At 45.0% G+C, this 19165-nt stretch carries 18 protein-coding genes; 15 read left to right on the top strand and 3 right to left on the bottom strand.

From position 1 onward, the window contains the following. Window positions 1-22 precede the first annotated feature (22 nt). The 6 genes from rpiA to ACFQS8_RS03755 all read left to right on the top strand — a co-directional run bounded on the left by rpiA (window position 23) and on the right by ACFQS8_RS03755 (window position 6455). A complete protein-coding gene (gene rpiA / locus ACFQS8_RS03780) occupies window positions 23-724 on the top strand; it encodes a ribose-5-phosphate isomerase RpiA (protein WP_382166580.1) in 702 nt (233 codons plus the stop codon). Window positions 725-772: 48 nt separating this feature from the next. Further along, a complete protein-coding gene (gene gor, locus ACFQS8_RS03775) occupies window positions 773-2152 on the top strand; it encodes a glutathione-disulfide reductase (protein WP_382165863.1) in 1380 nt (459 codons plus the stop codon). Between the two features lie 195 nt (window positions 2153-2347). After that, window positions 2348-3199 (top strand): ParA family protein, encoded by an 852-nt coding sequence (locus ACFQS8_RS03770; RefSeq protein ID WP_382165861.1) that lies wholly within the window; start codon window positions 2348-2350, stop codon window positions 3197-3199. Further along, window positions 3196-3564 carry a hypothetical protein gene (locus ACFQS8_RS03765; protein WP_382165860.1) on the top strand — a complete coding sequence of 123 codons (369 nt, stop codon included), beginning with the start codon at window positions 3196-3198 and terminating at the stop codon, window positions 3562-3564. Before ACFQS8_RS03770 ends, ACFQS8_RS03765 begins: the two co-directional genes overlap by 4 nt. Before the next feature lie 105 nt (window positions 3565-3669). Next, on the top strand, window positions 3670-5046 hold the full coding sequence (locus tag ACFQS8_RS03760; protein ID WP_382165858.1) for a class II 3-deoxy-7-phosphoheptulonate synthase: 1377 nt from the start codon (window positions 3670-3672) through the stop codon (window positions 5044-5046). A 50-nt stretch (window positions 5047-5096) separates the two neighbouring features. Further along, window positions 5097-6455, top strand: a complete 1359-nt coding sequence (locus ACFQS8_RS03755; RefSeq protein WP_382165857.1) for an MATE family efflux transporter — start codon at window positions 5097-5099, stop codon at window positions 6453-6455. A gap of 40 nt (window positions 6456-6495) precedes the next feature. Here the strand turns inward: ACFQS8_RS03755 and ACFQS8_RS03750 are convergent, their stop codons facing one another. Together ACFQS8_RS03750 and ACFQS8_RS03745 are read right to left on the bottom strand one after the other, a co-directional pair. Then, entirely contained in the window at window positions 6496-6762 is a 267-nt protein-coding gene (locus ACFQS8_RS03750) for an HU family DNA-binding protein (RefSeq protein WP_382165855.1), read from the bottom strand. 116 nt (window positions 6763-6878) lie between these two features. Then, complete coding sequence (locus ACFQS8_RS03745; protein ID WP_382165853.1) at window positions 6879-7787, bottom strand: cobalamin biosynthesis protein CbiG; 909 nt, start codon at window positions 7785-7787, stop codon at window positions 6879-6881. 334 nt (window positions 7788-8121) lie between these two features. Here ACFQS8_RS03745 and ACFQS8_RS03740 point away from each other — a divergent pair, with 334 nt between their 5' ends. The 3 genes from ACFQS8_RS03740 to ACFQS8_RS03730 all read left to right on the top strand — a co-directional run bounded on the left by ACFQS8_RS03740 (window position 8122) and on the right by ACFQS8_RS03730 (window position 11314). Next, complete coding sequence (locus ACFQS8_RS03740) at window positions 8122-9042, top strand: Gfo/Idh/MocA family protein (RefSeq protein ID WP_382165851.1); 921 nt, start codon at window positions 8122-8124, stop codon at window positions 9040-9042. Between the two features lie 11 nt (window positions 9043-9053). After that, entirely contained in the window at window positions 9054-10229 is a 1176-nt protein-coding gene (locus tag ACFQS8_RS03735; RefSeq protein WP_382165849.1) for a DegT/DnrJ/EryC1/StrS family aminotransferase, read from the top strand. A gap of 83 nt (window positions 10230-10312) precedes the next feature. Then, window positions 10313-11314, top strand: coding sequence for a DNA-binding response regulator (locus tag ACFQS8_RS03730; protein ID WP_382165847.1), 1002 nt, complete (start codon window positions 10313-10315; stop codon window positions 11312-11314). A gap of 13 nt (window positions 11315-11327) precedes the next feature. Here the strand turns inward: ACFQS8_RS03730 and ACFQS8_RS03725 are convergent, their stop codons facing one another. Continuing rightward, a complete protein-coding gene (locus tag ACFQS8_RS03725; RefSeq protein ID WP_382165845.1) occupies window positions 11328-12479 on the bottom strand; it encodes a hybrid sensor histidine kinase/response regulator in 1152 nt (383 codons plus the stop codon). A gap of 141 nt (window positions 12480-12620) precedes the next feature. Between ACFQS8_RS03725 and ACFQS8_RS03720 the strand changes: the two genes are divergently transcribed. The 6 genes from ACFQS8_RS03720 (at window position 12621) to ACFQS8_RS03695 (ending at window position 19113) form a co-directional block, all read left to right on the top strand. Next, window positions 12621-13178 (top strand): heme NO-binding domain-containing protein, encoded by a 558-nt coding sequence (locus ACFQS8_RS03720; protein ID WP_382165843.1) that lies wholly within the window; start codon window positions 12621-12623, stop codon window positions 13176-13178. Next, the gene (locus ACFQS8_RS03715; protein WP_382165841.1) at window positions 13133-14509 is read left to right on the top strand and encodes a sensor histidine kinase; all 1377 of its coding nucleotides are present in this window, start codon (window positions 13133-13135) and stop codon (window positions 14507-14509) included. The genes ACFQS8_RS03720 and ACFQS8_RS03715 overlap by 46 nt, the downstream gene beginning before the upstream one ends. Then, a complete protein-coding gene (locus ACFQS8_RS03710) occupies window positions 14506-15531 on the top strand; it encodes a response regulator (RefSeq protein ID WP_382165839.1) in 1026 nt (341 codons plus the stop codon). The genes ACFQS8_RS03715 and ACFQS8_RS03710 overlap by 4 nt, the downstream gene beginning before the upstream one ends. 3 nt (window positions 15532-15534) lie before the next feature. Continuing rightward, on the top strand, window positions 15535-16695 hold the full coding sequence (locus tag ACFQS8_RS03705) for a response regulator (protein WP_382165837.1): 1161 nt from the start codon (window positions 15535-15537) through the stop codon (window positions 16693-16695). A 77-nt stretch (window positions 16696-16772) separates the two neighbouring features. Next, the gene (locus ACFQS8_RS03700; protein ID WP_382165835.1) at window positions 16773-18434 is read left to right on the top strand and encodes an NAD+ synthase; all 1662 of its coding nucleotides are present in this window, start codon (window positions 16773-16775) and stop codon (window positions 18432-18434) included. Between the two features lie 55 nt (window positions 18435-18489). Then, window positions 18490-19113, top strand: coding sequence for a pseudaminic acid biosynthesis-associated methylase (locus ACFQS8_RS03695; RefSeq protein WP_382165833.1), 624 nt, complete (start codon window positions 18490-18492; stop codon window positions 19111-19113). Window positions 19114-19165: the final 52 nt, after the last annotated feature.

Below are 19165 nucleotides of genomic sequence, written 5' to 3'. Positions count from 1 at the left end.
AATACGCAGAAATGGAAAAATGATGAGTGATGTAGCAAAACGCAATGCAGCCTTAGCAGCTTTGAATTTGGTAGAGGAGGGTATGACTCTCGGTCTTGGAACCGGGTCTACGGCAGCCATTTTTGTTGATGAGCTAGGCAAGAAAGTTAAGGCGGGGTTTGATGTCATTTGTGTTGCCACCTCTGAGGCAACTGACACGCAAGCGCGAGAACTTGGAATACCAATGGCAGACTTAGATACAGCGCCAGTTATCCACCTTACGATTGATGGTGCTGATGAGTTTGATCCTGAGTTGCGTTTGATCAAAGGCGGCGGTGCGGCTCTACTGAGAGAAAAAATCATTGCTGACTCATCTGACATGATGGTCGTGATTACTGATGCAACTAAGCAGGTAAAAGAACTTGGAGCTTTTCCTCTTCCTGTTGAGGTGAATTTGTTCGGAATGGCGCTGACGAAAGCACGTATTGAAGAGACATTAGAAATTCTAGGAATGAACGGTATTCAAGTCACTATACGTCTAAATGCAGGGGGGGTACCTTTACTTACGGACGGAGGTCACCACATTCTGGACCTACACTGCAAAGTGATACCAGACCCTGACATGTTGGGCGCTGTGCTGGATCAAATCCCCGGCGTTGTTGAGCATGGCTTGTTTTTGGATATTGCGGATGCAGTGATTATTGGAACTGAAATGGGTGCAGAGACTATCTCAAGAGAAGACTGATCTTTTCAGAGAATTCTGCCGTGATTAAATATGCGGGAGTAACGCAAAATGAGCTATGATTATGACTTGTTCACTATCGGAGCGGGATCTGGTGGTGTACGGGCGGCCCGTATTGCGGCGCTTACCGGCGCGAAAGTAGCTATTGCGGAAGAGTTTCGTGCAGGTGGTACGTGTGTAATTCGCGGATGTGTACCGAAAAAGTTTATGGTTTATGCGTCTGAATTTCAGAAGTCTTTTAAAGATGCCGAAGGGTTCGGATATTCGATCCCTGAAGTGAAATATGACCACAAAGCGTTTATCACATCTCTCGGCGCTGAAGTTGACCGTCTATCTGGAATATATGCTCGCAATTTGAATAATGCTGGCGTAGATCTTATTCATGAGCGTGCGGAGATTGTAGATGCGCACACTGTGAAACTTGTGAAGTCGGGTAAGACTGTAACCGCTGAGCGAATTCTTATTGCTGTTGGCGGAACTCCGTTTGTGCCGGACGATTTTGAAGGCGCTGAGCACTGTATAACTTCAAATGAAATTTTTGATATTGAAGATCTGCCAAAATCTATCGTGATTGGCGGTGGTGGTTATATCGCGGTGGAATTTGCTCACATTTTTGCCGGACTAGGTGTGGAGACGCATTTGGTATATCGAAGTGAAACGGTTCTTCGTGGGTTTGATGATGATGTTCGTACGGCGGTGCACGAGGGTATGGCTGCTGCGGGTATCCATGTCGTCACAAGCGCTGTTTTTTCTAAAATATCCAAAACACCTGATGCATCACACAATTACTGTGTGGAGCTATCAAACGGCCACAGCGTTGAGGCTGATGTTGTCGTGGGAGCGTTTGGTCGCAAGCCATATACAGATGGTTTGGGGCTGGAAAATGCAGGTGTGCAATTAAACAAGAATGGTGCGATTAAAGTTGATGAATGGTCGAAAACGAATGTCCCTTCTATTTGGGCGGTTGGCGACGTAACAGATCGCGTTAATCTAACACCGGTTGCCATTCGTGAAGGACATGCATTTGCCGACACTGAATTTGGTGGAAAACCACATCACTTCGATCACGATAAGATTGCAACAGCTGTCTTTACGCAGCCACCTGTTGGAACTGTAGGCTTAAGTGAAGAGCAGGCGCGTTCGGAACACGGCGAAATTGACATTTATAAAGCACAATTCAAACCCATGAAGAATGCTTTATCAGGCGATCAGAACCGTGTGCTGATGAAGATTGTCGTTCGCGCGAGTGACCAGCGCGTTCTTGGTTGTCATATTGTTGGGCCAGATGCACCAGAAATCATTCAAGCAGTCGGTATCGCTGTTAAGATGAACGCGACGAAACAAGATTTCGACAATACGTGTGCATTGCATCCTTCATTGGCTGAAGAATTGGTAACGATGCGGAATAAGTTTGTTCCAGAAATTACCTAAAGAAGAAACTGATTTTCTTGTCATAAATCGGCCTATTTTGTGTAAAAAATTGAGGTCAACCGTGAATTTGCACTCGCTGTAATATTCTTGAGGTTGACCTCTGCCTCAATCCGTTGAACCAAGAATATAGTAAACGGTTGGCCCTTAGAGGGGACCAATTTAGTATCGGATGAGACGAAGGAGCCGACATATATCATGCGCATAGTTTCTGTGATGAACATGAAGGGCGGTGTGGGTAAATCTACGAGTGTGTGTATGTTGGCGGAGGCTTTAGCCTCGCAGGCATCTATGCGTGTGCTTGTCGTTGATTTGGACCCCCAGTCTAATGCATCTATGATTTTATGTGGTCTAGATAAATGGTCTGAATTGCGCGAATCCGAACGCACTTTGGATGCGTATTTTACTCAGTTCGTTCATGGGTCTGAGCCTCGTCGTTTTCACGAGTTTATAGCTTCACGTGTGACGGATATCGAAGGTGGTCCTGTTGTAGATCTTGTCGTGGCTACACCAGAATTTCGATATGTAGAGCGCGATGCTTTGGATAAGTTTATCCGCCAAGGTTTCACCATCAATGCTGTTCAGGATCGTTTAACTCGCCTTATGGGATCTGCAGTTGAAAGTGTGGCGTCCAATTATGATGTCGTTTTATTTGACTGTCCGCCAGGGATTTCGTTATTTGCTGAAGCTGCGATTACTATGTCTGAGTATGTGGTGATCCCTACTATTCCAGATTATGTATCACGGCTGGGAATTTATGCATTTAGAAGGCGTGCTGTGCGTTCCATGGAGAAGCGGCGCTTTACGGAAGATAACATCCTTACGCTTATTACTAAATATGACTCAAATATCGTTCTACACGAGAATGAAGTTCAATCTTTGAGATCGGATTTTAAAACTTTTGACGTCGTTATTCCGCAGAATGAAAGTATAGCACGGTCTGGGGAATGGTCCGAAACGCCAAGAAGTTTCGACCAGAAGTATGGTGATGCAGCGGGAATCATACGAAAATTCGCAGCAGAGTTCCAAGAAAAGGTCGGACTTTTATGATCGAAAAAACGCTAAAGTCTATCTGGGGTGTGATTGCAGATGAGGCTAGTAGTAATCGCTCTTTTGCGCGCAAGATAGAAGATGAAATTCTAAAGCAAGCCAAAGAGCTGGCAAAGCAGCGTGAGTTGGAAGAGCAAATAACAGAGTTTAATCCCAATGTTGTGTATAAACAGTCGGGTGAGAGCGGGTTAAAAGCTGCATTAAAGAACCGTTCAATTGCGGCCCTGAAGCAAATTGTAAAGCGGCATAATATTGACCCGTCCAATCAATTAGGTGGGCGTCCCACTAGAGGAAAGATTGTAGAATTAATTCTATTTTCTGCAGAAAAACGCGCAAAAAGAGATGCAAAACTCTTTGATTACTAAATTTAATGCAATTTTGTCGTCATAGTGAGCGGGTAAGACCTTGCTCATCGACGTGGAAATTCGTTATGAGTAATGTTCAATATAGATAAAAAGAAGTCAGTCGTTATGACCAATTGGACCCCAAATTCTTGGCGCGATAAGCCTGCCAAGCATATTCCTGATGATTACCCAGATGCATCAAAGTTAGCTGAAGTAGAAGCGACTCTTGCGCAATATCCACCGCTTGTTTTTGCTGGTGAAGTACGTCGCCTCAAGGCACGCTTGGGAGATGTCGCTGCTGGTCGCGCATTTTTATTGCAGGGTGGGGACTGTGCAGAGAGTTTCAAGGAATTTAATTCCAACAATATCCGCGATACTTTTCGTGTGATTTTACAAATGGCCGTAACGCTAACGTTTGCTGCTTCGAAGCCGGTCGTAAAAGTTGGACGTATTGCTGGTCAATTTGCCAAGCCTCGTTCTAGCCCGATTGAAACAAAAGATGGTGTAACACTGCCATCTTATCGGGGAGATATAATCAACGGTATTGAGTTTACACCCGAAGCTCGTAACCCTGATCCTGAACGTCTTATTCGTGCATATAATCAGTCTGCTGCGACGATGAATTTGGTGCGGGCATTCTCTCGTGGCGGTTATGCTGATCTTCATAATCTAAATAAATGGATGTTAGATTTTGTTGATCGCTCCTCTCAAGGAGAGCGCTTCCACAAGATTGCAACTCAGATTAATGAAGCTGTTGATTTCATGGAGGCTATTGGTCTTACGCCCAATAATACGCCAATGATGAGTGAGACAGAATTTTATACATCTCACGAAGCATTGTTGCTTGGATATGAGCAGGCGATGACACGTGAAGATTCAACAGTTGCAAATCAAACGGTAGATACGTCCGCGCATATGCTTTGGATTGGGGATCGCACCCGCCAACTTGATGGCGCGCACGTTGAATTCTGTCGCGGCGTTATTAATCCGATAGGTATGAAGTGTGGTCCGACTTTGGACCCAGACGAGCTTATTCGTTTGATTGATACATTAAATCCGAATGATGAACCTGGAAAAATGGTTTTGATCGCTCGATTTGGTGCAGACAAAGTAGAAGCCGGCTTATCTAAGCTTGTGCGTCGCGTGGAGCAGGAAGGACGTTCAGTTGTATGGTCTTGTGACCCAATGCACGGAAATACACTAACGTCTGAATCTGGATACAAAACGCGTCCGGTAGACCGTATTTTGTCGGAAGTAGCTCAATTCATTGATGTTGTTAGTGGTGAAGGTGCATACCCTGGTGGTGTTCACTTCGAGATGACTGGTCAGAATGTAACTGAGTGTCTTGGTGGTGCGCAAGAAATCACCGATGCAGACCTTTCTTCTCGTTACCACACGCATTGTGATCCGCGTTTGAATGGTGAGCAGGCGCTTGAATTGGCTTTTCTCGTTGCAGAAAAACTTCAATCAAAAAAATCAGATGTGGCGTTAGCAGCACAGTAGGTATACATCACCTCCGCTAGCCCACTCGGCTAGCGGAAGGAAGCCTGCCGATGACCACGAAAATTAAACTGCCTGTATGGGGGAAGCCAGACCAAATTTTGGATTTGCTGCGTTTAGCATTTCCGGTTGCTTTGTCACGTTTGGCGATGCCAGTAATGTCTGTGACCGATGCTGTGGTGTTGGGGCGCATGGCGCAGTTAGAAGTTCCTTATATTACAATAGCTTGGTTGCTTTTAAGCGTTGGAATGGCAGCTGGAATGGGAGTCTTGCAAGGTGTGCAAGTCTTCACCGCAGAGCTAAATGGGTCTGGATTCTATAAAGATACAGGGCGCGTTTTCCGTCGTGGTATGGTCGTGGGGTGCTTGCTCGGGCTGTGTGCTACCGTGATGATTATTACCTGCGCGGAGCCTTTATACCGTATGCTTCACTTACAGAGTGAGGTTGTTACGGGCGCGACTTCGGCTGCGCGTATTCTTGGCTATGGTATGATCGCACATATGGTTGTGATCGGCTGTACAATGTATCTTGAAGCATTGAGGAAGCCTGTATGGGTAACAATCATCACTTATGTGGGGGTTGTTGCTAATCTTATTTTGGACTTAGCGCTTGTCGCTGGTGTCTGGGGTGCAGAACCAATGGGAGCTGACGGTGTTGCGTGGGCGACAACAGGCTCACGTGCGGTTGTGGCAGTGGTTCTGTTGGGGTTGGTTGCCTTTTTGACACCTGGGTTCAGAAAGTCAGCGCCTGCGCCTGCAAGGGAATTTGTGCGCCAAAATACAGTTGGTTTGGGTAGTGCTGTTGCGCACATGGCCGAGTTTGCTGCTTTTAACCTAACATTTGTTATAGCGACACTCGCTAGCACCGTGACAGGAACAGTGTTCTCATTGGGTATACAGCCAATCTTTATGTGCTTCATGATCTTTGTTGGTATTGCAACGGCAACTTCCGTGCGCGTTGCTGAAAGTTATGGGCGCGGAGATCGAACTGGTGTTCGGGATGCTGGACGCTTGGGAGTTGTTGCGACTGTCTTTACGGGAATTGTATTGATCGTTTTGACATACTTTTTGAGAGATCATCTCGCGGTAGGGATGGCGAGTAGCGATGAAGCCAATGGGCTTGATATTGTAAGCTTGCTTGCACCTGTGATTGCCATAGCATCTCTAGTTGTTCTTTTTGATGGTTTGCAAGTTGTCGCTTCTAGTGCTCTGCGATCGCAGGAGGTGGTGTGGACGCCGACGATTGTGCATTTGAGCGGATACGTCGTTGTAATGCTTCCGCTGACTTACTGGCTTACTCTCGTCAAAGGATATGGTGCTCAAGGTGCTATGTGGGGTGTCGTTGTAGGCTCTCTGGTTGTGGGTGTTGCGCAGGTCTTGCTTTTGGAATGGAAAACGGCGCGCAACATTTAAGTTGCGCGCCGCCTAAATCACCGCAATGGTGATGGGTGTTCTAAAGGTCTTTTAGTGCAGAGGCAGGCTTAAAGGCAGCGGAAGTTTTTTCCGGAATAACCATAGTTTTGCCTGTCGCTGGGTTGCGACCTTCGCGCTCTTTGCGTGTTTTAGCCAAGAATGTACCAAAACCAGCTAGAGCAACTTGCTCGCCTTTTTTTAGCTCGCTGGCGATTGTATCCAGCACAGCATCAACAGCGCGGCCAGCTTCAGACTGAGTCATGCTAGCGGCTTCTGCTACTTGCTTCGTAAGTTCGGACTTGTTCATTATGTCCCTCCTAAAAAACGATAGGCCGCCAAATTTTGCGACGACTGGCGCGATCTCGCAGTTGTTTTGCCGATTCGTAAAGCCTTTAAGTATCGAAAAAGCCCATAAACAGGGGCTTATACGCCTAAAATCCACCCTTCTTCAGTGGAAATCGCAGTTTTCTCGGTATTTGTAGCTTTTTCTGGACCCGCAAAAAGTGGCGATAAACGATCTTTCTCGTCCAAATCAGCGTAATATTCGGCTATGATTCGTACGATTGTTTCGTCGCGAATTTCAGTATCAATCACTTTTAGTTCAATCATTGCGGGGTAGATTTCGGTGGCAACAATTGAAGTGTTCCCCAAGGTTTCCGTATCAAGAGGCGCGAGAGGGAGTTCAAACGGCCATAGTTTCATGTCAGCAAAATCGTCGCGGAGCTTATGAATATAGGGTAGGCCAGTCATTGTTTGACCTCCGACAGCGCCAGCATAGGCAATTTTCCAAACAGGTTGAGGTCGACCAAGCTTTTTGGCGATCATTGCAGTTTCTGTCTGGCGAAATTCGGGCATATCTTCAGGTGAATGCTCGCGTGCTTTTTTGACAGAAAGTGTCGTAAGCTCATCTCGTTTCGGGCACCCCCAGAAAGGGAATGGCCCATCGGAAATTAAACGATTCATGCGCGCAGCCAGCGCAAAACGATTATTCGTATTGTCAGGCTTGTCTTTCATCTCTTTATTGAGGAAATCACCAATAGCATTGAAGGGTGTTTCGGCCTTTAGGCCTAGTTTTTCTGACGTGCCGTTTGGAAAGCCAAAAGGAAAGTCAAATCCCAACAATACACGATCACCACGATTGGTTAAGCGTGTCAGCAATTCTTTGAGTTGCTCGTAAGCAGCTTGACGTGTGGGGGGATTTGAGGCTCGAAAAGTAAGTCTCAATCGAGCATCAGGTACAAGTGCACCTATCCAGATAGAGTCTTTTCCTGTTGCAGGCTTAGATGCCGCGCTCCAATTAACCATAACAAAACTGTCAAACAGGCGTGGCATGACCTATCCCCAATACTATTCCAGTGACTTGATACAAATACGCGCCACTAGCAGAATTTCGTAATGAAATTCCGAGTGACGCGATTGATTGATTCTATACATGCTCCTAAAAAGTGTTCAACCCATTTGCACTGGGTTTCCTTAATTTAACAGCTTCGTCTCTGCGCGCATTTGCCGAGATTGATGTTGGTTTTTACGGCAATGACTTGCCTGCATGTAAAATATGGTAATTCTCTTTGATTAGGTCACCACTTGCTTATCGGCTCGGGATCAGGTCTTGGTGTGCTTCGGGTTTGGGAAGAGTTTTTTTATTACGGTCTGAAGGATCGCTTACGTGTCTGAGTTAAGAGTAGGTTTAATTGGAGCTGGTGTGTTTGCCGGCTATCACGCCCAAAAAATAGTGCAGTCTGAAAATACAGTCTTCATGGGGGTTTATGATTTGAACCTCGCTGCAGCGCAGGCTGTTGTCGATAAAGTGGGTGCTGGAGAGGTTGTTGAGGATATCGACACACTTATTCTAGTGTGTGATGCGATAATGATTGCAACACCTGCAACCACGCATGCGGCCTATGCTGGGCGCGTTCTGCGTGCAGGGCGTCACGTATTTGTTGAAAAGCCTTTGGCGCTAACAGGTGTAGAAGCAGATGCACTTGTTGCGCTCGCTCACGAAAAAGGAGCGACTATTCAAGTCGGGCACCAGGAACGTTTCGTTTTTGAAGCAATGGGAATTCTGGGTGCGCCCGAAAAACCACTCAGCATTGAGGCTGTAAGGGCCGCGCCTGCATCCCCAACTGGACGATGTGAGGATGTGAGCGTTGTTTTTGATCTTATGGTGCATGATATTGATCTTGCGAATGCCCTTTTTGATGCTGACGCGAAGGTGACATCGGTATCGGGGCGGATTGAGCACTCTGAGAGAACAGATGAAGCCTTCGCTGAGATTGAATATACAGGTGGCGGTATCGCCAAATTTAAAGCTAGCCGGTGTGCACCTCAGCGTGAGCGAACAATGAAAATTGTTTATCCTTCAGGTGAAGTTGAGATTGATTTTTTAGCGCGTACCGTACGCAATGAAACGCAATTTGATATTCGACTTGATGTATCAGATATATTGCCAGACCCGTTGCAAAAGGCGGACTTTGCTTTCTTTGACGCTGCGAGCAAAGAAGTACAATCTCCAATTCCCGGCGAAGCAGGTGCGCGTGCGAGTGCATTAGCCGAAGCTGTTGAAATCGCTATTTCTCAAAAAGTGTAAGAGTATTACCCATGACAATCGATCTATCTCATTCTCCTGACGTTGTTATTCCTCAAGTAGATGCGGACGCACCGATCCAATTTTTTGATCTGACCGCTCAGCAAAAGCTCGTACGTGAAAAAATTGAGAAACGATTTACGACAATTCTAGATCATGGTCGCCATATTGGTGGTCCTGAAGTAGATGAGCTTGAACAAAAGTTAGCTCAAGCAACTGGGGCGGTAGATGCGGTTGCGGTTGGATCGGGTACGCAGGCATTGGTAATGCCTTTGATTGCTCTTGGATATGGCCACGGTGATGCCGTGTTTATTCCAGGCTTTACCTATAATGCTACTGCAAACGCGGTTTTGCTGGCAGGTGCGACGCCTGTGTTTGTGGATATAGACCCTAAAACCTTCAATATGTGTCACATTGATCTGGAACGTAAGATTAAGGCTGTGAAAGCACGCCGAGACCTTACTGCGAGCGCGATTATGCCGGTAGACCTTTATGGCTTGCCTGCAGATTATGATACGATTCAAGGTATCGCTGACATGTATAAATTGCGTGTTATTGCGGATGGTGCACAAGCATTTGGCGGTAAACAAAATGGTAAATGGGTTGGGGCAATCGCAGAGATCACAGGTACTTCATTCTATCCGACAAAAACTCTGGGTGGTTATGGTGATGGTGGCGCGATTTTGACAACCGATACTGAGATTGCGGACGTTCTGCGTTCTATTCGTTGGCACGGTACGGATAATCAACGTAAACTAAGTGTGCGTGTTGGTATCAATGGACGTTGCGACAGTATTCAGTGTGCGGTGGTAAGTGAGAAGTTAGCGATTTTTGGCGCGGAACGTACGCGTCGTCTAGCAATTGCTAAAATCTACGATGAACGCTTGAAAGGTGTTGTGCCTTTGCAGGAGGCGCAGGCTGGTGCTGAAAATGGGTATGGGTTGTATACAATTCGTGTTGAAAATCGCGATGCAGTGCGTGCGGCATTACAAGAAGAGGGTATCCCTACAGCAGTATATTACGATACGCCACTACATAAAATGCAGGCTTTCGCAACATATGCGCCAGTAGATGGATTGGCGGCATGTGAAAAAGCTGCAAACGAGTCTCTTTCTATCCCAATGCACCCATATTTATCGGATGCACAGGCGAACCGAGTGTGTGATGTATTGGTGAAACATTTACAGTAATTCATACTAAGGTATGAGATTAAGCAAATAGATGTAATGAATTTATTCATATAGTTGCAATAACTAACCTATAGTTGTTGAATATGAATATTTTAAAGCCATCTATTTGCTTTGTGGACGATGACCAAGGTCTACTTGATGGGCTTCGCCGGAGCCTAAATAGTATGAATGCGGCTTGGGATATGTGCTTTTTTACATCCCCGTTAAAAGCTTTAGAAGCCGCAAAAACCAAACCAATAGATGTTTTGGTATCCGATTTGAAGATGCCGGAACTTTCAGGGCAAGCATTGATTTCTGAGGTGATGGCTACTGAAGGGTGTTCAAGTGCACGGTATATTATTCTATCAGGCTCGGGAGATTTTTCCTCGGCAATAAGTGCTATCAACGATTTGCATGTATTCCGCTTTCTTGAAAAGCCGGTGGATAAGCATGTTCTTATTCAAGCTATCGAAGATGCCGTTACAGATGCCAAACCTGATTTATCTGTTCAAAATTATGCCGAAGCTGCACTGAATATGATAACAGCCGCAGTGGTGGTGGTATCTGAAGAATGTCGCGTCTTGTATGCAAACCCTGCGGGCCGTAAGCTTTTGGAAAATAAGATTGGTCTGGTAGTCGGCATTGATGGAATATGTCGTGCGTCTAACTGTTCGGATTCACAAGCGCTGCACGATATGATCGCGCAAGCGAGTATTGATGAGGATGATCGGGTTAGGTGGTTGTCGTTGAAGGATCAATGCGCTGACACGGAATTAAATTTTGTGGCAATCCCTCAGGGTAGTCGTAATTTCCCGGGCGGACGGACGGTTGTTCTACTTTCGAGGTCAGAAGAGACTGTGTCGTCTTTGGCTCCAGAAGTGCTTCAGAGCATGTTTGGTCTCACGCCTGCTGAGGCAGCGATTACATTTACAATTACACAAGGTGGCAATTTGGATGAAGCTGCGCGCCGTTCCGGTATTACTGTTTCAAGTGCCCGCACCTATTTAAAACGCATATTTGGAAAAACGGGGGCAAGTCGTCAGGCTGAATTGATGAAAATAGTGCTTACGTCTCCTGCTGCTATTGTTAAAAAACGAGCTTCCTAAAGTTTGTATCCGGCTAGCTATCAACGGATGTTTCATCACGCCGTGTCGGTATGAATAAACTAGCCGTAGTTCCCTTATTCGGTTGACTGTTCAGCTCAAGATATCCACCCAAAAATTCTGCAGTCGTCGAGGCGAGTGGTAATCCTAATCCGGTTTGTGGCGATGTGTTGTTATTGCCGAAGGAATGATTGAGGTCTTGTAACGCCAAGTTCGCGCTATCAGCGTCGAAGCCTAAGCCTTGATCAATAATTTCAAATTTAATGTGGCTGTTGTCTTCGCCTGATTTGTCAATATTCAACTTGATGACAGAATCAATTGGAGCGAATTTTACTGCATTAGAAATTAGTCCTGAGAGGGCACGATTGAGTAGTCTTTCATCTGAATGAATATCAATAGGTGTGGTTGGCATGTCTATTTCAAGGTGCAATCCTTTGGCGAGCGCTAGTTTTCGAAAAGGATCAATGGCGGATTTTATAAGAGAGTGGGTGTCGAAGCTTGAGAGGTTTATTGAATACTCCGATGTATGTATCGCCACTAAGTCTAAAATGGTTTCCGCCTTTTCGAGTATAGAATGCCCATTTTCCAAGATTTGAGATACATATTCCACGGATTTGACGTTTGTGGGCAGGTCTTGTTTGATTAGTTTAGCGTCCGACAACATCTGTACCAATGGTGTGCGTAGTTCATCTTGAAACTTGCTAAGAATATTCGCCGCTTCGTTGTGTGGTGCTCGCATTGTTTCATAGGATTGAACCCCCAATTCTATTGCTTCACCAATTTGGTCGGCGGAGCAGGGTTTCTGTAGAAAACGAAATATCTGGCATTCATTGACTGCTTGAAGGGTAATCGAATTGTCAGCGCTGCCTGTTAACATTATGCGAGCTGTAGAGGGAGATAGTCGTTTTGCTTCCTTAAGAAATGTTATGCCGTCTGTTCCTGGCATGTGTAGGTCAGACAAAATGACTGCAAACTGTGCCTGACCTTCTAAGCTTTTGAGTGCTTGCTCGGCTGTTATGGCAACTACGATATCGTATTTCTTCCTCATTGCGCGTTTTAGAGTTAGCAATACTGGCAATTCGTCATCAACGATAAGAACGCGAGGTTTGTAGCTTCTTTTAGTGCTATTGGCTTCGTTTTTTTGTTCATATCGTCGGAGGGGAAGCATGTTCAATCCATAGAAAACTAATCGATAATCGCCACTATAAATTGATGCGTTTTATCTGAATGTCCCCAAATGGGGATATCTTAAAAAAAAGCACCGACTTAGGGTAGATTTAAATCTGATGAATTGATTGGAGAGATAAAGATGCAGGGGATGATTTTTACTGAATTTTTAAAAATGGTAGACATATTTTACTCTCCTGAAGTCACCGAACGTATAATCAAACAATCGAATACAGAAACAAACGGCGCTTATACAAGTGTAGGCAATTATTCTCACTCAGAGTTGGTGTCTATGGTTGTTGCTTTATCAGAAGAAGATGAAACGCCGGTACAAGATTTAGTACGTGCCTTTGGAAAATTTTTGCTCGGTCAGTTCTGCGAGCAGTATCCGGGGTATTTTCTGGCGCATAATGATATTTTCAGTTTTTTGGATCATATTGGCAATCACGTACATACCGAGGTGATGAAGCTATACCCTGACTCTCGTCCACCGATGATTGAAACTACTCGCCTCGGCTTGGATATTATGGAGTTGTTGTATTCTTCTCATCGTGAGCTTGGAGATGCTGCTCATGGATTGATCGAAGGCGCTCTGGAGTATTTTGAAACTGAAGCCACGATTCAACGCAATCAACTGATAGAGGGAGAAAAAACATGCATTCGGTTCTTAATAACTCGGACCTCAACTCAGCTGAACTAAGCATTGAAACACTGATTGCGCGATTGCAGCGTGAAAAAAGTGCGCGTGAGCAAGCTGAAGAATTATTAGAAAATAAAAGCCGCTCTCTCTATCAAGCAAACGAGGCGTTGAAAAAAGTCGCTGAAAATCTTGAGGGGCAACGTCAGCAACTCAATACTATTCTAGACCATACCGTGACAGGCATATTGTTAGTGAACGATCGGTTGAATGTCGTTCAATCTAATAAATCTGCCAATGAAATGTTTGGATTGATGCAAGACGATTTGCTAGATTTAAACGTTTTGGATTTGTTCGAAAGAAGCAAAGCAATAGAGCGACTGATCAACATCAAGCTGAAATCTGGAAGCGATGATATTCAATTTGAAGCTGTTGCGAGATTGAATGGCGAAGGCGCATTTCCTGCCGAGGTTGGGATTAGCACAATCGTTAAACCTGATGGACGAAGAGCTATGGTGTGGATCATCCACGATATAACTCGTAGACGTCGTGATGAAGCAAAAAGAAAAGAGTTGGAGAAGGAATTAAGTCAGGCGCAAAAACTTGAGGCTCTGGGTACACTTGCATCAGGTGTTGCGCATGAAATTAACACACCTATTCAATACGTTGGCGATAATATGCGATTCTTAGGTGAGTCACTGCAGGAAATTGTCAGTTTACTTGAATTGTTTCAAAATAATGCTGGTGCCGAGCAAATCCGTTCAAAGACAGAAGAGGCGGATATTGATTTCCTGTTGGAGGAAATTCCTCAAGCTATCGAACAATCACTCAAGGGCCTAGAGCAAGTTGCTGGAATAGTAAAAGCGATCAAAGAGTTTTCCCATCCGGGGCAGGAGGGGCATGCGAATGTTGACCTGAACGAAGTGATCAATACCACGCTTACTGTAACGCGAAATCAATGGAAGTATGTTGCAGAAATTGATCTGGAGCTCGAAGAGAATCTATCGAAAATTCCTTGCAATAAAGGTGATATAAATCAGGTTCTAGTGAATTTAATAGTGAATGCGGCAGATGCCATTGCTGAGTGCAGAAATAAAGATCTAGGTCGTATAGCGATAAAAACGAGCGAAGCTGATGGGTGGCTGACTATTGAGGTTTCAGACACTGGCTGTGGTATGCCAAAAGATATTCAGGACCGTATGTTTGATCCGTTCTTTACGACTAAAGATGTTGGAAAAGGAACAGGACAAGGACTGGCTATTTCCTATAACATTATTCGTACCAAGCATAAGGGTGAGATTTTGTGTGAATCTCAACAAGGTAAAGGCAGTCGATTCATTGTGAAATTACCAATTTCACCTGACACAATCGGGCAATTGGAGGTGTTGCGATGAAATATGTTGTTGCTTTCGTAGACGATGAGCAAAATATTTTACGTGGCTTAAAGCGGTTGTTGCGATCCAAACGTGATGTCTGGGATATGGCCTTCCTTGAAGGTGGGAAGGCTGCGATAGATTGGGTTTCTCATAATGAACCGGATGCTATTGTTACGGATATGCGTATGCCGAATGTGGATGGCGCAAAGGTCCTTGAATTTGCTGCATCTCATAAGAAGGGACGAATAAGAATAGTTCTATCGGGGGAAGCAGATAGAGATTTGACGCGACGAACAGTGGGGCGTTCTCATCAGTTTTTTTCCAAACCTTGTGACGAAGGAAAGCTTATTCGTGCGATTGAGGCTGCTTTTGCTTTTGATGATGAGATTCTGCCGCGATCAATGCAAAAATATATGTCGAATATAACTTGTTTTGCGGGCTCCACACAAACCCATGATGTTTTGGAGGGTGTTTTTAAGACAGGTAATCTTAGTGAATTGACCCAAGTGGTTGCTCATGATCCTGGTTTAGCGTTTCGGGTTCTGCAACTTGCAAATTCTTCCTATTTTGGAAGCCCAGCTGAAACACTAAGTATAGCATCGGCAGTGAATAATGTGGGGCTTGAGACGTTAGCCGACCTTTGGGAAACTGGGGCATTGTTAGCTGCCGCGGATACTGCGCCTATTGATGCTGAACTGACAAATATATCCACTGAAGCGGTTAAGACTGCGCAGCGCCTTTTTGAGAGAAGTCAGCAGGAAGGTGCATCAGATGCTGATTGTGAGGATGGATATGCAATTGGTCTTCTTTCATGGATTGGAGAAGTGATTGGATGTACGGGAAGCGAAATGTTAAAGCAGACATTGCAAGATAAGGGGGCCGTTGCAGCAGCTGCATACGTAACTTGTTTGTCTGGCATGCCCCTGCGAGTATCCCAAATTATGGAACATTTAGTTAGTGTCTCTGGAGCTGGAGGGAGCGCTCAACAGAGAGCTGACGAAATAAGTGCTGTTCGATTTCATAGAGAGAAGGCACTTTAATATATGAGTGATTTAATCCGAGTTCTGTTTGTTGATGATGATGAAAACCTTTTAAGCGCTATTAAGCGTAATTTGCGGAAGGATTTAGATATTGTTGTCGCGACCGGAGCAATTGAGGGGCTACGTAAACTCGATAAAAGTGGTCCATTTTCGGTTATCGTCTCGGACCAGAATATGCCTAAAGTGGATGGTGCGACTTTTCTAGCGAAAGTCAAAACACATTTTCCGCGTGTCGTGCGGGTAATGTTGACTGGTAACACCGACCAGCAAACGGCAGTCTCAGCGACTAATGAGGCAGAAGTGTTTAGATTTGTTGGGAAACCTTGCAGCACTACGCATTTGCTGAAAGTTGTCCGTGAAGCGCACGATCATCACTTGCGGATGTCTACGGAGGCATATGTCCTTGAAGAAACGGTTGCCGGTACGATTAAAATAATGACGGATATGTTGGCTATGGCTTATCCTGACCGTTTCAAACGTACATGTATGGTAACGCGCTGGGCTGAAGTGGCGTGTAAAACTTTAAATATACCCTATACTTGGGAATTGAAGACTGCCTGCGCTCTCTGGCCAATTGGCGATACATTGTTGCCTGCTGAATTGGCAGAGAAACGAAATAGTGAGGAATCTCTTACGTCTGAAGAGCGTGCGCTCGTTTTAACTTCCTGTGTTTCTGCGAGTGAGATGATCGGCAATGTGCCTCGACTTCAAGGTGTAGCGAAGCTTATGCTTATGTCCACTCCAGCAGGAAGTAAGATGGCCGAAAACGTGACATTAACACCAGATGCGCGGTTGTTACGAATTTTGATTGATGTTGCGCGATGTATGAATCCTGACGAGCCAAACAAGGTCAACGCCGCATTCAATCACTTAGTGAAAAATATCAATTCTTACGATGCGGGACTGTTTACAGCATTGCCTCCTATTTTAGCTAATGTGCAGCACGGTACATCGGTAAAAGAATTAAAAGAGATAACGGCTGGAAGTCTGAGCAAAGGGGATTTGCTGACGACTGACCTTGTTGATGATACTGGCAAGCTTATTCTGGCATCCGGACAAATTGTATCTGAAACGACAGCAAATGCGGTGTCTCGCTTATACGCTGGTGGCGTTATATCAATGCGATTAAAGGTCATGCGAAGTGAAACTCAGAGTGCGGCTTAGTAGAAAATGATCGAAAATGTAGGGTATAGGTCATTTCAATGATTGCTCAGTTGGGCAACGCACACTAAGTCTTGCTTATGAGCGATAGACTTACACTATTATCTGCACAGCTTAACGCAGTCGTTGGCGATGTAGAAGCGAACCTTGAAAAAGCCTTTGCTGCCCTTGATGAGGGGCATGCTAGCGGAGCTGATCTTGTTATTCTGCCTGAATTATTCTTGTGCGGATATCCTCCAGAAGATCTCGTCTTAAAACCTTCTCTATCTGTTGCATGTATGAGAGCGTTGGAAGAACTGGCCGCCAAAACACGCGAGGGCGGGCCTGGTCTGATCATTGGTCTACCTGTCTGGAAAGAAGGTGAACCGCTGCCCTATAATTCAGTCGCGCTTGTCGCTGACGGGATGATTCAGGGGATTAGACATAAATATGAATTGCCAAACTATGATGTGTTTGATGAAGTGCGTACGTTCAAACAGGGGCCAAAACCGTTACCAATTGGATTTCGTGGTTTCACATTAGGTTTGCCTATATGTGAAGATATTTGGCTTGATACAGTTCCAAATGAATTGAAAGAAAAAGGCGCAGAAATACTGCTTAGTCCCAATGGTTCTCCATGGAGGCGGAATGTTCGTGAAGCGCGATTGAAAGCTTTTTCAACTTGGTCTGATTTGCGATTACCGCTTGTCTATGTAAACCAAGTCGGGGGACAAGATGAACTCGCTTTTGACGGTGAATCGTTTTCAGTGGATTCTCGCGGGCGGATCGTTCAACAATTGCCCGATTTTGAAGAAGCGTATGGCGTAACAGTTTGGGAACGTACCCCGATGGGGTTAATGTGCGTTGAAGGCAAGAAGTCTCAATTAAGTAGTGATTTAGAAGAAACTTATTTGGCCACTATGATGGGGCTTGGCGATTACGTAAGAAAGACAGGGTTTCCAGGAGTTATCATTGGCTTGTCTGGCGGAATCGACAGCGCCATGGTAGCTGCGATTGCTGTAGATGCGTTAGGGGCTGAAAATGTGTGGTGCGTAATGATGCCATCACGATATACGTCAAGGGAAAGCTTAATAGATGCGGAAGCGTGTGCAAATGCGCTTGGTGTGAAGTATGATAACATTTTCATTTCACCCGCAGTGACAGCCTACGATCAAATGTTGTCGGAGGCGTTTGAAGGAACAAGTCCAGATACTACAGAAGAGAATATACAGTCGCGCGTGCGTGGTGTGACATTGATGGCGCTCTCCAACAAATTTGGACATATGGTCACCACAACAGGTAATAAATCTGAAATGGCCGTTGGATATGCGACGCTGTATGGAGATATGTGTGGGGGATATAATCCGCTAAAGGATATCTATAAAACTGAAGTGTTCGAGTTGGCGCGCTGGAGAAATGCAAATGTGCCGAAGTTAGCGTTGGGACCGGCTGGAGAAGTTATTCCAGAGAATATAATCTCAAAACCACCTTCAGCTGAATTGCGTGAAGATCAAAAAGATGAAGATTCCCTTCCTCCCTATCACATCCTTGATGACATCTTGTATGGTTTGATTGAGCGTGAAGAGAGTATAGATACAATAATCGAACGTGGTCATGATTTAGAGACAGTTAGACGTATAGATAGTCTAGTGCGTATCAATGAGTACAAGCGCCGACAGGCTCCTCCTGGTGTTAAAATAGGAGAAAAGAGTTTCGATCGCGGTCGTAGATATCCATTAGTAAACCGTTACAAAGATACCTAATAATAGCTGGGCAACCCATCAATAAAGATAGATGGATGTAGGAAAGGCGTATGAGATGACTAACTTCTCGACAGAGCAAGAAAAATTCTGGGCCGGCAATTTCGGAGATGCCTACATAGATCGCAACAAATCTGAATCTCTATTCTATTCCAAAATGGCCATGTGGGCGCAAATGTTGAAATCTGCGCATGGCATTCAGTCTGCGACCGAGATGGGATGCAATATCGGTTTAAATCTTGCCGCTTTGAAACGTCTAAATCCGCTAATTGAGCTAGGTGGGGTAGAGATAAACCCAGCAGCGGCTGATGAAGCTCGAAAGCTTAACGTTGGGACAATCGAAACTGGAACTATTCTTGATAAAATCAATCTGCCAATGGTTGATTTAACTTTTTCAGTTACCGTTCTGATCCATATTAATCCAGAATATCTAGAAGCTGTTTATGACAATCTTGTCAGCCTGTCCAAAAAATATGTGTTGGTCGCTGAATATTATAATCCATCACCTGTGACTGTGAATTATCGCGGTCATTCAGAGCGCTTGTACAAGCGAGATTTTGCTGGCGAGCTTATGGAGAAATACAATCTTAATCTTGTTGATTATGGGTTTGTATATAAGCGCGATAATATTGCCCCTCAGGACGATATAACATGGTTTCTACTGCAGAAGCCAAATACGTAGTGCTAGATGCTGTTTTATTGCTCGATTTCTCGTGTTGCGGGAGTCTTGGTGT

This window comes from Hirschia litorea (genome assembly GCF_042665075.1).
In the GTDB taxonomy this organism is placed as follows: Bacteria; Pseudomonadota; Alphaproteobacteria; order Caulobacterales; family Hyphomonadaceae; genus Hirschia; species Hirschia litorea.
This window is presented reverse-complemented; position numbering and strand designations above follow the sequence as displayed.

What these genes read in the sequence shown, in the direction of transcription:
- rpiA (WP_382166580.1), top strand. Translation starts at nt 23, where the DNA reads ATGAGTGATGTAGCAAAACGCAATGCAGCCTTAGCAGCTTTGAATTTG.
- gor (WP_382165863.1), top strand. Translation starts at nt 773, where the DNA reads ATGAGCTATGATTATGACTTGTTCACTATCGGAGCGGGATCTGGTGGT.
- ACFQS8_RS03770 (WP_382165861.1), top strand. Translation starts at nt 2,348, where the DNA reads ATGCGCATAGTTTCTGTGATGAACATGAAGGGCGGTGTGGGTAAATCT.
- ACFQS8_RS03765 (WP_382165860.1), top strand. Translation starts at nt 3,196, where the DNA reads ATGATCGAAAAAACGCTAAAGTCTATCTGGGGTGTGATTGCAGATGAG.
- ACFQS8_RS03760 (WP_382165858.1), top strand. Translation starts at nt 3,670, where the DNA reads ATGACCAATTGGACCCCAAATTCTTGGCGCGATAAGCCTGCCAAGCAT.
- ACFQS8_RS03755 (WP_382165857.1), top strand. Translation starts at nt 5,097, where the DNA reads ATGACCACGAAAATTAAACTGCCTGTATGGGGGAAGCCAGACCAAATT.
- ACFQS8_RS03750 (WP_382165855.1), bottom strand. Translation starts at nt 6,762, where the DNA reads ATGAACAAGTCCGAACTTACGAAGCAAGTAGCAGAAGCCGCTAGCATG.
- ACFQS8_RS03745 (WP_382165853.1), bottom strand. Translation starts at nt 7,787, where the DNA reads ATGCCACGCCTGTTTGACAGTTTTGTTATGGTTAATTGGAGCGCGGCA.
- ACFQS8_RS03735 (WP_382165849.1), top strand. Translation starts at nt 9,054, where the DNA reads ATGACAATCGATCTATCTCATTCTCCTGACGTTGTTATTCCTCAAGTA.
- ACFQS8_RS03730 (WP_382165847.1), top strand. Translation starts at nt 10,313, where the DNA reads ATGAATATTTTAAAGCCATCTATTTGCTTTGTGGACGATGACCAAGGT.
- ACFQS8_RS03725 (WP_382165845.1), bottom strand. Translation starts at nt 12,479, where the DNA reads ATGCTTCCCCTCCGACGATATGAACAAAAAAACGAAGCCAATAGCACT.
- ACFQS8_RS03720 (WP_382165843.1), top strand. Translation starts at nt 12,621, where the DNA reads ATGCAGGGGATGATTTTTACTGAATTTTTAAAAATGGTAGACATATTT.
- ACFQS8_RS03715 (WP_382165841.1), top strand. Translation starts at nt 13,133, where the DNA reads ATGCATTCGGTTCTTAATAACTCGGACCTCAACTCAGCTGAACTAAGC.
- ACFQS8_RS03710 (WP_382165839.1), top strand. Translation starts at nt 14,506, where the DNA reads ATGAAATATGTTGTTGCTTTCGTAGACGATGAGCAAAATATTTTACGT.
- ACFQS8_RS03705 (WP_382165837.1), top strand. Translation starts at nt 15,535, where the DNA reads ATGAGTGATTTAATCCGAGTTCTGTTTGTTGATGATGATGAAAACCTT.
- ACFQS8_RS03700 (WP_382165835.1), top strand. Translation starts at nt 16,773, where the DNA reads ATGAGCGATAGACTTACACTATTATCTGCACAGCTTAACGCAGTCGTT.
- ACFQS8_RS03695 (WP_382165833.1), top strand. Translation starts at nt 18,490, where the DNA reads ATGACTAACTTCTCGACAGAGCAAGAAAAATTCTGGGCCGGCAATTTC.